This is a genomic window from Enterococcus sp. UD-01 (genome assembly GCF_044909655.1).
Taxonomy (GTDB): Bacteria; Bacillota; Bacilli; order Lactobacillales; family Enterococcaceae; genus Enterococcus_L.
The window spans coordinates 33634-49309 of record NZ_JBIYEU010000021.1 but is presented as its reverse complement, the minus strand read 5'-3'; the positions used below and the strand labels follow the sequence as shown (position 1 = coordinate 49309).

General features: G+C 38.7%; 13 protein-coding genes. 4 read left to right on the top strand and 9 right to left on the bottom strand.

What is annotated here, in order from left to right:
* From ABH902_RS14300 to ABH902_RS14280, 5 genes are all read right to left on the bottom strand, one after another.
* A partial coding sequence (locus tag ABH902_RS14300; protein ID WP_404591836.1) for a WxL protein peptidoglycan domain-containing protein occupies nt 1-644 on the bottom strand: 644 nt, incomplete at its 3' end.
* Nucleotides 645-716: 72 nt separating this feature from the next.
* A complete protein-coding gene (locus ABH902_RS14295) occupies nt 717-1529 on the bottom strand; it encodes a WxL domain-containing protein (RefSeq protein ID WP_404591834.1) in 813 nt (270 codons plus the stop codon).
* 39 nt (nt 1530-1568) lie between these two features.
* Nucleotides 1569-2435, bottom strand: a complete 867-nt coding sequence (locus ABH902_RS14290) for a WxL domain-containing protein (RefSeq protein ID WP_404591832.1) — start codon at nt 2433-2435, stop codon at nt 1569-1571.
* The gene (locus ABH902_RS14285) at nt 2436-2825 is read right to left on the bottom strand and encodes an LPXTG cell wall anchor domain-containing protein (protein WP_404591830.1); all 390 of its coding nucleotides are present in this window, start codon (nt 2823-2825) and stop codon (nt 2436-2438) included.
* A 169-nt stretch (nt 2826-2994) separates the two neighbouring features.
* On the bottom strand, nt 2995-3663 hold the full coding sequence (locus ABH902_RS14280) for a DNA-binding response regulator (RefSeq protein ID WP_404591828.1): 669 nt from the start codon (nt 3661-3663) through the stop codon (nt 2995-2997).
* A 421-nt stretch (nt 3664-4084) separates the two neighbouring features.
* Here ABH902_RS14280 and ABH902_RS14275 point away from each other — a divergent pair, with 421 nt between their 5' ends.
* The 3 genes from ABH902_RS14275 to ABH902_RS14265 all read left to right on the top strand — a co-directional run bounded on the left by ABH902_RS14275 (nt 4085) and on the right by ABH902_RS14265 (nt 8141).
* On the top strand, nt 4085-6310 hold the full coding sequence (locus tag ABH902_RS14275) for a MucBP domain-containing protein (protein ID WP_404591826.1): 2226 nt from the start codon (nt 4085-4087) through the stop codon (nt 6308-6310).
* Nucleotides 6311-6376: 66 nt separating this feature from the next.
* Complete coding sequence (locus ABH902_RS14270; RefSeq protein ID WP_404591824.1) at nt 6377-7822, top strand: helix-turn-helix domain-containing protein; 1446 nt, start codon at nt 6377-6379, stop codon at nt 7820-7822.
* Nucleotides 7800-8141, top strand: a complete 342-nt coding sequence (locus ABH902_RS14265; RefSeq protein WP_404591823.1) for a hypothetical protein — start codon at nt 7800-7802, stop codon at nt 8139-8141. The genes ABH902_RS14270 and ABH902_RS14265 overlap by 23 nt, the downstream gene beginning before the upstream one ends.
* A gap of 45 nt (nt 8142-8186) precedes the next feature.
* Here the strand turns inward: ABH902_RS14265 and ABH902_RS14260 are convergent, their stop codons facing one another.
* The 4 genes from ABH902_RS14260 to ABH902_RS14245 all read right to left on the bottom strand — a co-directional run bounded on the left by ABH902_RS14260 (nt 8187) and on the right by ABH902_RS14245 (nt 14300).
* Nucleotides 8187-9842 carry a peptide ABC transporter substrate-binding protein gene (locus ABH902_RS14260; RefSeq protein ID WP_404591821.1) on the bottom strand — a complete coding sequence of 552 codons (1656 nt, stop codon included), beginning with the start codon at nt 9840-9842 and terminating at the stop codon, nt 8187-8189.
* 193 nt (nt 9843-10035) lie between these two features.
* Complete coding sequence (gene rny, locus ABH902_RS14255) at nt 10036-11592, bottom strand: ribonuclease Y (RefSeq protein WP_404591819.1); 1557 nt, start codon at nt 11590-11592, stop codon at nt 10036-10038.
* A gap of 303 nt (nt 11593-11895) precedes the next feature.
* A complete protein-coding gene (gene recA / locus ABH902_RS14250) occupies nt 11896-12945 on the bottom strand; it encodes a recombinase RecA (RefSeq protein ID WP_404591817.1) in 1050 nt (349 codons plus the stop codon).
* Between the two features lie 107 nt (nt 12946-13052).
* Entirely contained in the window at nt 13053-14300 is a 1248-nt protein-coding gene (locus tag ABH902_RS14245) for a competence/damage-inducible protein A (protein ID WP_404591815.1), read from the bottom strand.
* Between the two features lie 172 nt (nt 14301-14472).
* Between ABH902_RS14245 and ABH902_RS14240 the strand changes: the two genes are divergently transcribed.
* Complete coding sequence (locus ABH902_RS14240) at nt 14473-15624, top strand: hypothetical protein (RefSeq protein ID WP_404591813.1); 1152 nt, start codon at nt 14473-14475, stop codon at nt 15622-15624.
* Nucleotides 15625-15676: the final 52 nt, after the last annotated feature.

Here is a 15676-nt window from a genome sequence, read left to right as displayed (position 1 = left end):
TGTAAATTGATCTTGACTGTATTTCGACCCGCGATTTGAGTGGCAAAAACCTTTTTTATCGCTAAATCTGACTTCGGCATATCGTCTGATTCCCGCAGCTGAATTGCCACTGAATAGGCGAAATTATTGACAATATTAAAGCCTTTCCCCGCATTCTCCGTCTGCTCGTCAGCGCTGTTAGCACTGGTCACTCGAATCGCCCCAAGAATGACGCCTTCAAACGGTTCACTAGGGATTGCCAACTTGATTTTGGTGATCGTGCTACCTTTTGCCGGAATACTGACCGTTTGTTCAGAAGATGCAATACTTGAAAGTGGATATTTCATAGACGGATCTTTGTTGCTTTCATTGTCCGTGTAGATGAAGGAACCGCCGTCTCCTGTATAGGCAGGATTGATTGCCACATTCACCGTTGTATCCTTATCCCCTTGATTATTTAGTTGAAATGATAATTCTTGCTTCTCATTCGGGCTCACTTTTAAATCATAGTAGCCGACATTTTTGTCTATTTGGTTCTCCGGTAAAATTGCTTTGACCGAAATGGGAATCTCCTCGCCATGAACTTCTGAAATCGGCATAAATGCAATAACGCAAATGAGAACGAACAGCGTCTGCCAGATAATGGATCGTTTTAATACACTCATAGATTATTCCTTCCTAACTAAGTGGCAAAAAGCTCCCCTTGCAGGAACTTTCTACCAACAAACCACTAAGTTTTACGGTTCTACCGTTAATGTCCAATTTAATTTAGTGCTATAGTTTTTCGCTTGCACACCATCGCTTTGAGGAACACTTAATTTCACATCTTCATTTTTAGAATTAACGTCTGGACCGTCAGCACCAAAATTCGCTGCATTGTAGTTTCCAGCAAAAACTACTGAACTAATTGTTCCATTGGTGGTTGTTTCGTCTGTTTTGCCAGCTTTAGAGGTTAAAACAGTAATAGCTCCTGTCGTATCTGCTCCTTTTACAGGAATCTGTACTGAAGAACTGCTTGGAATCGCCAGCCCAGACACAACATCTGCTACGTTAGCAGTATGAACATTGTTTGTCAGTGTTTGATTGTAAATATTAATACGTGTTGCTTTCAATGTATGCTCGCCAGATTTAAATAAAGAATCTTGTTCCACAGTTACATTCCATTTCGTTCCTTGAACACCGGAAACATCGCCGACTTGGACAAAGTGAGGAATGGCATATTTTTCAGCGCCGCCTTTATTTTTATATTTTTCATTGAGTGCAGCATAACTTTGCGTATTGACACTTGTTTCATTATTACCAAAATCAAAATCAGGAATACGAATTAATTGAACATTTCCTGCTATGACTGGGTCTGTGTTCCCGCCATCCACTTCAATCTTGTCGTTTGTTCCGGGCTTGATTGTATCAATAGCTCCTGTTTGTGGTACAAAAGATGCTTTACCTTCTGTTTGTTTATTCCCTTCCACTGCTGCTGCTGGCGAAGCAAAGCTGACCAATGCAATAGCTGCAAGACTTAAACCATACATACCTTTTATTGTTTTTTTCATTTTTTCTCTCCCTTTCTATCTGACACATCGTTCCTATGTTTAAGGTTCAACAGTTAGTGTCCACGTCAAGCTTGCTTTGTAAGCTTCTGCTTGTACTTGATCGCTTGCAGGTACATTTAATTTGACGCCGTCATAACGTGCTGCTGAAGCTGTTTTGGTCGCATCGTAATCTGCAGTATCATAGTTATTTTCAAAAACGGCTGATGTATAGGAGTTTAATGTAAAGCCAGCTGTTTTGTTTTCCAAAACGACTAAATCATTTTGATTTTCAGCTGCTACTGGAATTTCAGAGTATGCACCAAATGTATCCGATTGATCCAACGCAGCACCAACAACTTTGCTTGCTAAATCAGTTGAAGTATTTGATGTACTAGTCAATGTATTGCCATAAATACGAATCCGCGTATTCGCCAACTCATGTGGTGTAGTAGCCGCCGTTTTGAAAACTTTATCCTGCTTCACACTTAGTTTCCACTTGGTCGCGCTATTTCCTGATAAATCGGCAACCTGTACAGAATGAGGCATGTAAAAGGTTTCAGCGCCTTGATTTTTCGTTCTTCTTTCTGTTAAAGCTTTGTATTCCGTCGTTTTTAAACTTGTTTTATTACTGCCAAAGCTAATATTCGGCAAATGTGTTACATAAACATTGTTGGCATCCGGTAATGGAGCAGGATTGCCATTTTCATCAGTATCCGGGTCAAGTGAATTAGGCTCACCAGGTCCGTCTTCTGGTTTCGCCGGATCTGGACGATCTCCGGCTGTAAAGGTCGCATCTGCTTGAGTTGTACCAACAGCCGTTGTTGCTGTATCTTCATCAGAGGGGTCATCTGCAAAAGCGACGGGCACTGCGACATTACTCAAAGTTAATCCACTTAACAATAAAGTTGCTAATATTTTCTTTTTCATTTATTCGTTCCCACTTTCTATTTTTTCCTTTTTTAATCGAAAGACTAAGCACACGATGACTACAAGACAGATACCAATAATTATTAAATAAAGCCTTTGCTGTTCTCCTGTATTAGGTAGATTTTTATCAATGAAATCATTAATCTTATCCTTTATATCACTGAGATCACTACCGCTGTTGTTGCCTTCGCCCGGATAATCAATCTTGTCGTCGTCCTTTTCGGCATTGTTATTACCATCATCACCTCCGCCACTGTCTACCGGTCCTTGAGTAAATGTGACTTCTACCGTTGTTGTTCCAGAAGCACTTTCTGCAAAGGAAGTTAACGGAGCAAATTGCAACAAGAACAGGAAAAACACACAAACACCATACAAATAATTCTTTTTCATAGCTGCCTCCCCTCTTTTTTACTTTAGTAATCGCTTATAACTATCCTTTTTAGATTCTATAAACAATAACTTTACCGACAAATTGCCATTTTATTCGAAAGGTGATGTTTCATTTTTCAGGGGATACCCAGCTCGACTATCCACCTCCTCTCCACCCAGTAGCTTTCCATCAAACATTTAACATATACCCTCTTGAACGAATGGTTTTAATCAGCTCTTGCTTGCCTTGATTCGCTTTCGTTAATTTCGCGCGAATTTTACAAACAATATTCGTTACCCGATATTGTCCAGCATCATCACCCGGATCAAATGACTGGCCAAAAAGTGTCGAAGCAAGCTCTTCATAGGTACAAACCTCATTTTTTCGTTCATAAAGTACCTCTATTAAAAAATATTCCAACCTAGTTAATGAGATACTTTCGTCTTCAACAGTCAAACTTAATTTTGAAGGATCGAGTTGAAATGGCTGTTTTGGACGCTGTTTTTTCTGAATAGGCGACTTCATTATATTTAAACTGTTGCTAATTGAAAGACTTATTTCTTCGTTGGTATAACTACCATTAAAAACTCCGCAAACTCCCAGTTGCAGATAAACATTCTTCTCTTCAAGCAGTTCTTCAGAAGTAAACACCCAGATTGGAACCAGTTTATTCAGCTTAATCACCCATTCGCAAATCTCTTTAATTCCGAATGCCTGGCTCTTACAAATCAGTAATGCGTCTAAATCGTTCACATCTTTTTCCTCAAATACTTCTTTGCTTTCTATATAAGCAGCAGTTTGACAGGCAGAAAAATCTTCAATGAAGCTTTTTTCCTGATCGAGTATTCCCAACCTCACACTATCCTCTCCTATCACTTTCTTTTGTGAATTCATCTCAATGATAAAATAACTATCTATATTGCTGCTTCACATTCTTAATATTCATTCAAAATCGCTTGAAAAACAATTATATTTAGGCAAAATATTTATTTATTTTTTCAGAAATTCCGCAATTTTTAAGGAAATTTGAAAAAATAAAGAAAAAAGTGGCAATTTGCTATGGATGTTATTAGCCAAAAAGTGTAAGATATTAAATATCATATCCTATAGATTCATTCTTCCTGTATAACAAAATGATAATTATTTTAATATCGGTTTTTTATCTAAATATATTTCTTTATCGGGAATACAAACGAATCAAAATAGTGTAAATCCAATAATTTTTTGAAATTTAAAAATTAAAATAACTATACATTTATTTACATAGAGGTGCAGTTCAATGAACATAGTAAACAAATTACTCCTTTCTTCTGTATTAGTTTTAAGCGTTTATACGCCTGCTTATGCAATAACAACTGAGAATTCCACAAGTAACATGCAGGCCTCACCCTTAGCTGCTGGTCAAGCAACAATTATTCAAGACAAAAATTTAGAAAAAGCTATTGCAGAGTATTTACATAAACCAACCGGCAGCAATATAACAAAAGCAGACCTAAGCATTCTAAACAGCTTGATTTTAGATTCTGACCAAAGCAAGGATGTTACCAGCTTAAGCGGACTAGAATATGCGACAAATCTAACTTATTTTGCTATGTTTGATTCCAAAGTAACCGATTATAGCCCGCTGGAAACATTGACTAATTTAAGAGGTGTTGACCTTAGAGGTGATAATATTACGGTGCAGAATTTTCCGGATTTCACCAAACTGCCAAAACTGACCTCTCTGGCAGTTAGCTATGCACAGTTAGACAACACTATTCTGCCTAAAATTGCTCAGCTAACACAGCTTGAGCAAATAAACCTTGACGGTCATCCAAAAATTACGACTATTGAGCCATTAAAGGTTCTGCCAAATTTACAGGCTCTTTCTATTCAATTTTGTGGCGTTAGAAATTTTAGAGTTATTAAAGAGTTTCCTATGCTTAATGATTTATCAGCATATGGGCAAACAATTTCAAGTCCTACCACTACGGTTGAAACTACTCACTTTCCTTATGATGAAGCACAGCAAAGTTTATTCATTTACTTTACATTAATGCCTGACATATTAATAAACTTTACTGGAGCAGTAGTGCCGTTTAATACATCTGTTACTGCTACAAATTTGTCATTGAACTCTATATCCATTCCTGCAAATCGGTTGCAGATCACAGATCGGGGAATTACCGTTTCAGGCGTTTCTAAACAAGACTATGAAAATTTGACTACACTTTCTTACACGGGAGTTTTTGATAGTTCTCAAGTATTTCCTGACAAGCCTAATAATTATGTTAATTATGCTATTAACGCCAGTACTTATTATCATGAATTTACTATTGTAAAACCACCAGCATACAACTCAACTATAACGGTCAAGCACGTGAATGAAGTGGGACAGGAAATTGCGCCTGCTGAAATGTTAAAAGGAAAAACCGGCGAACCTTACAAGGCAGAACCTAAAAACTTAGCAGACTGGACTTTAAAAGAAACACCGGCAGATGCTGAAGGGTATTTCTCGGAAATTGATTGGGAAGTGATTTTCGTTTACGAAAAAGCACAGAGCGCTCCTGTCACGGTTCGTTACCTAGACGAAAATGGTACTGCACTGACGGAAGACATTGTTTTATCGGGGGAAATCGGCGATTCGTTTACCGCTGAACCAAAGCAGTTTCCTTCTTGGCGCTTAAAAGAAGTTCCTGTTAATTCGCAAGGGAACTTCACCAGCAGCCCACAGACCGTTACCTTTATTTATGAAAGAGCACAAGGCGCTCCTGTCACGGTTCATTATCTAGACGAAAATGGTACTGCGCTGACGGAAGACACTGTTTTATCAGGGAAAATCGGCGATTCGTTTACCGCTGAACCAAAGCAGTTTCCTTCTTGGCGCTTAAAAGAAGTTCCTGTTAATTCACAGGGGAACTTCACCAGCAGCCCACAGACTGTTACCTTTATTTACGAAAAAGCGCAAGGCGCTCCTGTTACTGTGCATTATTTAGATGAATTTGGTAACCAGCTGGCAGAACCGTTGATTTTAGAGGGAAAAATCGGTGAACCTTATCAAGCAGAAGCTAAATTATTAAACTCATGGCTTCTTAAAAAGATACCTAGCAATGCACAAGGAGTCTTTACAGAGGAACCACAGCAGATTGCCTTTACTTACGAGCTAAAAGAAGCTGCTAATGACTTACCGATAACACCGGAAAATATGCTAACGACAAAAAAAGAAGCTGACAGATTAACTGACTTAGCAGAACCTGCTTTACAAAGAGCCACAACCCATTCAACTACGGCACAAGAGGCAAACAGCCTACTGCCACAAACTAGTTTACAACGACATCTGATTCCTGAAGTCACTTCAACTCATGAACAAAAACAATCAAAAAAAGACGATACTGGTACGGTCACTGTTAAATTTTTAGACGAAAAAGGCCGTGAAATTGCAGCACCGGCTACCTTTAAAGGCAAAATCGGCGAACGTTACAAGCTCGCTATAAAAAACAATCAGGCAAAATTAGAACGCCAATAATCAACAGCAATCAAAAAGACTGAAAATGAAACCTGTCTAGTCGACAGTATCCTAGAGGTGAGAACAATGGAGTACTTAAATTTTTTAGAGGATGAGGACCGCGAAAAATTGCAGTTACTTATGACACTACAGCAATATAATGAACAATTTTTGACCCAAAAGAAATTAATCGAAGAAACGGGTTTGTCTAAGTTCTTACTGGACAAATACATTACTGAATTGAATCATTCGTGTCCCACCTTAAACATTTCTGAAGAGCTATATGATGAAATGAGCTATCAGCCGGTTTCTAACGACCTGGTACAAAAGATGCAGTATGTTTATGCACAGCGCTCTTTAAAGTTTCGCTTTTTAGTGGAAGTGTTAATAGAAGAAAAATCAGTTAAAAAATTTCAGGAAGATCACCATATTGCCAAAACAACCCTGTACCAAATTCGCAGCAGGGTACTGTCTTCTTTAAAAAACGAACAAATAACTGTAAAAAAAAATAAGCTGATTGGCTACGAAATGAAAATCAGATCCGTCATCTTTGATATCATTGCTTATTTTTATTTTGGAGAGGATTCCCCTTTTGGCAGTGAAAACAATAAGAATGCTTCACATCTTTTAAAGCAGCTGACAACTTATTTCCATTTAGATTTAACCTTTTTACAACAAAAAAAGCTGCTTTTATTTATTCAAGTGTTACAGATCCGTGTGAAAAACCGACATATGCTGAGTGAAAATTTTTGTACAGTCAGCGAAAACATGCAAAACACATACAAAACACAGCTACTTTCGATTGAGCAAGTCCTTCATGGTACGATAGAATATGATTTTGAAGAGCTTAGAGAATGTAATTATTTGATGCTTTTCCTTTATGTATCTGAAATGTTCGATGCACAGTTAACCTTCAATCAGGACCTGTTTATTCAAAATGAGAAAACAGCTCAGCAACTGGTTGCTTTATTACAGACAAATTTCCAACTATCTGAGCTTCAAAGAAAGCAGCTGCATGAAGCGTTCCTAAAAAAGTTACTGGCATTTTCAATTTTCAGACAAAGCTATACTACATTTATCGATACTGCAGCGTATCAGTATTTTGCGGAAGTTCATTTTCTTTTACATAAGATTATTTTAAGATTTGTACGTACGGATTCATTTATTCTATCTTTAGATTTATCTAAGAGTGATCAAGCGAAGCTTTATTATGATATGGTTTTTTCAGTTCTAGCTATTTTAGATCCTTGTCAATTAGGAAAACCAATTAATATTTATATCGACTTCTCCCACGGAACTGCCTATACAGAATTTATTGGTCAAAGTTTACGGCGTTTTCGTGACTTGAATATTTCGATACAAAAAAAATTCAATAACGAAACGAATATTTTTCTATCTGATTATCGGCTACAGGAGGCGAACTGTACGCAAATCATTTGGAAGCAGCCGCCTACACCTTCCGACTGGTCAAAATTTGCTGATTTAGTCATTCAATTAAGGGAGATTGAAAATGAAAAAAGTCAAAGCTTTTAATATTTACCTGATCATTATCTCTTTGAGCTTGCTGTTATTTACCCAACCTATCAGTATCGTGTACTGCGCTCAAGGGGACGGCCGACAATCCTGGGAACTTGTTAGCGATGTTGCTTTCCAAGAAGGTGAATTTACTAAAGAGCCTCAGGAACTAGTCCTTGTTTACCGGAAAAAGATTAGTATTTTACCTTCACAACGGGCATTACTTAAAGTTTTACCGCTGTATATTCCCCCCGGCACTAAACAAGTCACTCAATACGGAGAGCTGCTGCATCATCTTTCAGGTATCTTTTTATTTGGTTCACGTCATTTCTATTAAAAAAGAAGCATGGCCAAAAAGCCATACTTCTTTTTTGTTTTCTGATTAGTCTTCAATATAAGTCCATTTGAAGTCATATTTTGCACCAGTAGAATGATAAACAACATCTTTTACTTTATCAGAGCGTAAGTGTGCTTCTGCTTTTTGATACAACGGAATAACACCCATATCATCCATGATGACTTTTTCTGCATCCAGCATATCCTGCCAGCGTGCTTCTGCATTATTGGCATTGGTCGTCGCTGCGCTTTCAACTAATTTATCATATTCAGGATTTGAGTAACGTCCGCGATTGTAAGAATTATCGGTTGTGAACAGGTCTAAGAAGCTACTTGGATCTGCGTAATCTGCTCCCCATGCGCTAACAGCAATATCAAAATCGCCTTTATTGGAACGATCTAAACGAACAGAGAATGGTACCGGACTAACCGTTACTTTTAAGCCATCCAAAGTATCAGATAAGGAGCCTTGCAGGTATTCAGCCATTTTCTTCGCATTGTCTGTATCATCAATTAATAGATCTGCTGTTAAAGTAGTGATGCCTAGTTCTTGTTTCGCTTTTTTCCAAGCTTCTTTTGCCTTAGCTACATCGTAAACAACTTCATTGCCGGATTCTTTCGCAAAGTCTTCATCATTTTTAGGATCAGCTGCTAAGCCTTCTGGAACTAAGCCAGTCGGTACAGTAGAACCATTCGCAAGGATTTGTTCCACTAATGCTTTACGGTCAATCGCGTAAGACAAAGCTTTACGTAAATTAGCATTCCGATAAGGAGAATTTTCTTCTCTTTGATTTGGTTCAAAATAGAAGGTTGATGCTCCTTTTAAGATGATGTAATCAGGATCATTTTTCATTTGTTGTGCCAATTCACCAGATAATGGAACTTCATCCGCTTGACCATCCTGGAATAAATTCAAGGAAGTAGGTGCTTCTTTCACTACATCTATTGCAACCTTGTCTAATTTCACTGTATCTTTGTCCCAATATTTATCATTTTTTGTATATGACCAGCTTGTATCTGTTCCCGGTCCATCAAAATCAGTTAAAGTAAACGGACCATTATACACCGCTTTATCACTGGTTGTTGTGTAATCTTTTCCGTATTTCTCAACAATGTCCTGTCTTTGTGGTAAAAATGTTGGAAAGGCTAATAAGTAATCAAAGTAAGGTGTTGCTTTTTCTAAGGTAATTTCTAATTCGTAATCATTAATTGCTTTAATTCCCAGCTCTTCTTTTTTCATTTCGCCTTTAGAGATTTTTTCAGCATTCTTTACAGAATTAAACATATAAGCATATTCTGATCCAGTTGCCGGATCAACAGTTCTTTGCCAGCCATAAACATAGTCAGCAGCTGTTACAGGTTTGTCATCCGTCCATTTCGCGTCTTTTCTTAATTTAATTTTATAGGTTAGGCCATCTTCGCTAACTTCTGCTTTTTCAGCAGCTCCGGCTGGTTGAGGTTTACTGTCTTTATCTAGACGATAAATTCCTTCATAGACATTATTCAGTGCAACAAAACTTACTTCATCAGTTGCCACTGAAGGATCTGCACTTGGCATTTCTTGTCTTTCCACATATCTAAAAACCTTTTGATCATTGCTGCTTGAGCCATTGTCTGCAGTATTGGAACCGCCGCCACAAGCAACCAACGCGATACTGGTCAGAGAAATGAAACCAAGCAAGACATTTTTCTTCAAATTCATTTAAAAAACCCCCCAATTATATAAAAACTATATCGAATATAGCAGAATTAGGCGTATATCGCAATTAAAAGACTACATGTACTTTAGTAAAAATATTCTGAATTTTTTCTAATTTAAACGGATACATTTAGAGTAAAATGAATAAAAGGAACAAAACCATCACTAGTTTTGTTCCTTTTAGCTATTTTTTTAATTATTTTGCATAATCAACCGCACGTGTTTCTCGAATGACGGTGACTTTGATATGCCCAGGATAGTCCAAATCATTTTCGATTTTTTTACGGATATCTCGAACTAAACGAACCGCTTCCAAGTCTGTGATTTCATCTGGTTTAACCATCACTCGAACTTCACGTCCTGCTTGAACGGCGAAACTAGATTCAACGCCTTCAAAGCCATTGGAAATATTTTCCAAGTTTTCTAAACGACGAATGTAGTTCTCAAGTGATTCGCTACGCGCTCCCGGTCTTGCCGCTGATAAAGCATCAGCTGCTGCAACCAAGACGGAAATAACAGAAGTTGCTTCTACGTCTCCATGATGGGAAGCAATTGCATTGATTACTGTTGAATTTTCTTTGTATTTCGCAGCAAGCTCTGCTCCGATCTCTACGTGAGAACCTTCAATCTCGTGATCCAATGCTTTACCGATATCATGCAGTAGTCCGGCACGTTTGGCTAATTGGATGTCTTCACCAAGTTCTGCTGCTAAAACACCTGTTAACTTAGCAACTTCAATCGAATGATTCAACACATTTTGACCATAACTGGTTCTGAAGCGCAAACGTCCTAAGATCTTAATTAAATCAGGATGTAATGTATGAGCTCCAACCTCAAAGGCTGCTTGCTCTCCGTACTCGCGAATACGTTCGTCCATTTCTTTCCGTGATTTTTCGACCATTTCTTCAATACGTGCCGGATGAATCCGACCATCTTGAATTAATTTTTCCAGCGTCATACGCGCGATTTCTCTCCGAATTGGATCGAAACCTGAAAGAACAACTGCTTCCGGTGTATCATCAATGATTAAGTCAATTCCGGTTAAGGTTTCCAAAGTACGAATATTTCGTCCTTCACGACCGATGATTCTACCTTTCATCTCATCATTTGGTAAGCTGACAACTGAGACGGTTGTCTCCGAAACTGAATCGGCTGCACAACGCTGTAGCGCTAGAGAAAGTAAGTTTTTCGCTTTACGATCTGATTCTTCCTTCGCACGTTGTTCAGATTCTTTTACCATGATTGTTAACTCATGGTTCAGCTCCTCTTCAGTTGATTTCATGATGATGTCTTTTGCTTCATCTCTTGACAGTGAAGCAATGCGCTCTATCTCTTGGTGTTGCTTTTGAATTAGTTCTTCTACATCGTTTTCCCGCGCATCAATTAATTGCTGTCTAGCACCAAGTTTCTCTTCTTTTTCTTCCAGTGAGTTTTCACGTTTTTCTAGAGAGTCGCTTTTACGATCTAGCGTTTGCTCTCTTTGCAATAAACGATTTTCTTGTGCTTTAAGTTCTATTTTGCTCTCTTTCAACTCACTTTCAATTTCTGACCGATACTTCTGGTTTTCTTCCATTGCTTCCAACAAAGCTGCTTTTTTTAATGTTTCAGCTTCTTTATTAGCACTTTCTAGAATGCCTTGAGCAGATGATTTCGCACCATTTATTTCTTTTTCATGGCGTGATTTTGCTACGATTAACCCTAAGCCAAGACCGACAATTAAACCGATGATAGCGAGGAGAATTTCTAAACCCATTGTTTCCACCTCCATACTATCTTCAAATTTTCAATATTCATGTAGTTTTATGATAAACTTTAATCAATTATCAATATGCCTACTTGCATATGTGTATTTGCACACAACTTTATTCTAATGTTTGTATCCCGGTGTGTCAACTTAAAAAAGCCCTTTCCAATTGAAAGAGCTGTGTTTAACAGGAACGTTTTATTGAAAAAAAGCCGCCTGTAAAAAGCTGATTTTTGAGTATCCTACCTAGCAAACAAGATACTCTGTTTAAAAATCAGCAGTTTTTAATGATACAGACTGGCTTTTTTTATATTATTCTTCGTCTAACGGTAATTCCTCTTGACCTTCTTCAACTTCAATCATCGTTGTACCGTCACCGATACCATAAGCGTCACGCACGCGTTTTGATACTTCCTCGACCATTTCTGGGTGTTCCATCATATAGACTTTAACGTTTTCGCGTCCTTGGCCGATCCGTTCTTCTTTATAGCTGTACCAAGCACCGCTCTTATCCACGATGTCTTTTTCTACAGCCATATCAAGTAGCTCTCCTTCTTGAGAGATTCCTTGCCCGTACATAATGTCAACTTCAGCAACTTTAAACGGCGGCGCTACTTTATTTTTAACGACTTTGATTTTGGTCCGGTTACCAATGATATCCGTTCCTTGCTTTAACTGTTCAGCACGTCTTACTTCCAAACGAACGGTTGCGTAGAATTTCAAGGCACGTCCGCCCGGTGTGGTTTCAGGATTACCAAACATGATGCCAACTTTTTCACGAATTTGGTTGATGAAAATGGCAATTGTTTTTGTCTTGTTAATAGAGCCGGAAAGCTTGCGTAATGCCTGAGACATCAAACGAGCCTGCAGCCCAACGTGACTGGCACCCATCTCACCGTCAATTTCCGCACGAGGAACCAGCGCAGCAACTGAGTCAATAACAACAATATCAATCGCACCACTCGATACTAAAGCATCAGCGATTTCCAGTCCTTGTTCACCAGTATCCGGTTGTGAAAGAAGGAGCTCGTCGATGTTTACACCTAATTTTTGCGCATATTGAGGATCCAAGGCATGTTCCGCATCTATAAATGCGGCAGTTCCGCCTTGTTGCTGAACAGAAGCAATCGCATGCAAGGCTACGGTTGTTTTACCTGAGCTTTCAGGTCCATATACTTCAACGATTCGTCCACGTGGATAACCACCTACACCCAAAGCAACATCTAATGCTAATGAACCACTAGGAATAGTTGAGATTTGTTGGTCAACTTTTTCCCCTAATTTCATTACTGAGCCTTTACCAAAGTTCTTTTCAATTTTTTTCAATGCGGCATCTAAAGCCACTTTACGATCATCTGCCAATCGATAATCCTCCTTATATATAAACGATTTGAGTTCCTTTTCAATACATCTATCATAACTGTTCTGTTCGAAAAAAGCAAGCAAAAAACGAACAAACATTCGCCTTTTTAACTTTTCTTAGTAACTGCCTTTAAAACTAAGCTAAGCCCCGTCATAGCAGCACTATGACGAATATACGTGCGGTCACGGTTAAAGTGATAAAGCTGAGCGTAAGTAGGTTCGCCTCTTTCAGCCAAGCCGATCCAGACAGTGCCCGGAGCCTGTCCTTCCAATTCAGCTGGACCAGCAACACCAGTAAATGAAACAGCAAAATCCACATCGGCTAATTTCCGTGTTTGTTCCGCCATGGCAATCGCACACTCTTCGCTTACTACACCATGTTCTTCAATTAATTGTGGATCTATTTTCAAAAATTGTTCTTTGGTTTCTGAAGAATACGTGACAAAGCCGCCTTTGAAAACTTCGGCAACGCCAGAAACATCTGCCAGCATTCCTTGAAATAAGCCGCCGGTTAGACTCTCTGCAGCTGAAATAGTTTTATTATTTCTTTTTAAAGCAGCAACCGTGACTTCTGCCAAGCTGTTTTCATCCCCATAGCCATAAAAATAAGCACCAACCTTTGCCATAATCTGCTCTTCTACTTTGTCGAGCAGCTGTTCTCCTGTTTTTTCATCCGGCGCATTTGCAGTTAAGCGCAAGGTAACTTCGTTTGGTTTAGCATAAGGAGCAATCGTTGGATTCGTTTGACCGTCGATCAATTCTTTCAACTCAGTAACTAAAAGGGATTCACCGATGCCGAAAAAGCGCAGCACTCTGGATACCAGTTGCTCACTTTGCGGAAATAGCGAAATCAGCAAAGGACGAGCATTTTGTAGGAACATCGGTTTTAATTCGTTTGGTGGACCGGGTAGCAGCAAGTATGTCGTATTTTCTTGGGTGATGAGTGAACCTACAGCTAAGCCGGTCGGATTTTGAATACCATAGCCTCCTTCAATAATTAGTGTTTGTTTTAAATTGTTTTCTGTCATCTTACGCTTCGAAAATTCAAAGAATTCATGCAAGTGCTTTAGTCCCTGTTCGTCTTGTATCAATGATTTATTCAAATGCGCTGCAACAACGTCTTTTGTTAAATCATCGCCGGTTGGTCCCAAGCCTCCGCACATAACGATCAGCTCACTCCGTTGCTGCGCCGTCCTCAACAAAGCCTCTAAACGCTGTGGATTATCGCCAACTACTGTATGATAATAAACTTCAATCCCTAAAGAGGCCAACTCTTCGGAAAGAAAAGTCGCATTTGTATTTACAACTTGTCCTAATAATAGCTCTGTACCAACTGCTATAATCTCTGCTCTCATTTTTCTCCCCTTCTCTATTTAAGATACGTAGAATTTTTCTCATTTCATTTTATCACAGGAAATTTTTTATACCGAAAAAAAAGATTTATTAATTAAAACAATAATTAAATTAACACGTAATAAATATTATGGTACAATTTGATTAATAAAGATGAAAAGGAGTTATAAAATAATGTCGACAGTTCTTTTTTTATTGGGGTTTATTGGGTTTATTGCAGGAATTATTTTTGTTGTAAAAAACAGGAAAAAGCCGCTAGCTAAGAGAAAAGCCTGGCTGCTTACAGGTGCTGGCTTCCTGCTGTTCGTTCTTTCTGTTGCACTTAATGAGCCAACGCCTAAGCTGGTATTTACTGATGATTCTTTTGAAACAAATGAAAAAGGTCTAGCCATTATTAAGGGGAAGACGAATGAACAAAGCACAATCACTGTAAATGGGGAAAAAGTCAAAAATAACGGTGAAAGTTTTACCTACAAGGTCACATTAAAAGACGACCAGCCACAGAAACTAACCTTTGTCGCTTCTATGGGTTCAACGGATAAAGCAGAAACAATTGAAGTCAAACCGTCTAAAGAGTTTATCGCTGCGTTAAATAACAAAGTTGACAAAGAAAAAATAGTGGCTAAAGCCAAATCTGCTTTAGCAATAGCGGAAAATAATCCTACACAAAAAAATTACGATGAAGCAGCGACATTGATTGCTTCATTAGATAGAGAAGAATCGGATCTTACTGACCGTTTGGCCATTGTAAAAGAGAATATTCCCATCTATGCTGCAGTCGCACTTGCAGAAGAAAAACAGACCAAGGAACAAGTTGAAGCAGCTACTGCTTTAGTCAAGAAAGAGGTAACTTTAAACCGTATAGCCTTAAATAAACGCTTAACGCTTGTCCAACAGAAAATCTCGGAAAAAGAAACGCAAGAAAAACTGCTTAGCGACGCGCGACAAGCAGTAGAGAAAGCGGAACAAGAACCCACTGACGAGCACTACAACCAAGCACTTGCTAAAATAAAAGAGCTGCCCAATGGTAATTCTGAATTAGATAACCGTATCAAAAGCGTCAAACAGCTGCTGACTGCTCAAAAAGAAGCAGCGCAAAAAGCGGCAAAACAAGAAGCCGAGGCACAAAAAGCCGCCGAAGCTCAGGCTGCACAAGAGGCAGCGCAAGCACAAGCAGCAACCCCTGAATCCGGTGCAACCGTACTCGTTACACGAACAGGGGAAAAATATCATACCCGTAAATGCGGAAATGGCGACTACTACAGCGCAACTTTAGAAGAAGCACAAAATCGAGGCTTAACCCCGTGTGCTAAGTGTTATCCATAACAAACAAAGGTTGAGCCAAAAGTCGTTTAGGTTCGAGCAATTGGAGTAAAAG

What these genes read in the sequence shown, in the direction of transcription:
- ABH902_RS14260 (WP_404591821.1), bottom strand. Translation starts at nt 9,842, where the DNA reads ATGAATTTGAAGAAAAATGTCTTGCTTGGTTTCATTTCTCTGACCAGT.
- ABH902_RS14265 (WP_404591823.1), top strand. Translation starts at nt 7,800, where the DNA reads ATGAAAAAAGTCAAAGCTTTTAATATTTACCTGATCATTATCTCTTTG.
- ABH902_RS14240 (WP_404591813.1), top strand. Translation starts at nt 14,473, where the DNA reads ATGTCGACAGTTCTTTTTTTATTGGGGTTTATTGGGTTTATTGCAGGA.
- rny (WP_404591819.1), bottom strand. Translation starts at nt 11,592, where the DNA reads ATGGGTTTAGAAATTCTCCTCGCTATCATCGGTTTAATTGTCGGTCTT.
- ABH902_RS14290 (WP_404591832.1), bottom strand. Translation starts at nt 2,435, where the DNA reads ATGAAAAAGAAAATATTAGCAACTTTATTGTTAAGTGGATTAACTTTG.
- ABH902_RS14295 (WP_404591834.1), bottom strand. Translation starts at nt 1,529, where the DNA reads ATGAAAAAAACAATAAAAGGTATGTATGGTTTAAGTCTTGCAGCTATT.
- ABH902_RS14245 (WP_404591815.1), bottom strand. Translation starts at nt 14,300, where the DNA reads ATGAGAGCAGAGATTATAGCAGTTGGTACAGAGCTATTATTAGGACAA.
- ABH902_RS14275 (WP_404591826.1), top strand. Translation starts at nt 4,085, where the DNA reads ATGAACATAGTAAACAAATTACTCCTTTCTTCTGTATTAGTTTTAAGC.
- ABH902_RS14270 (WP_404591824.1), top strand. Translation starts at nt 6,377, where the DNA reads ATGGAGTACTTAAATTTTTTAGAGGATGAGGACCGCGAAAAATTGCAG.
- ABH902_RS14285 (WP_404591830.1), bottom strand. Translation starts at nt 2,825, where the DNA reads ATGAAAAAGAATTATTTGTATGGTGTTTGTGTGTTTTTCCTGTTCTTG.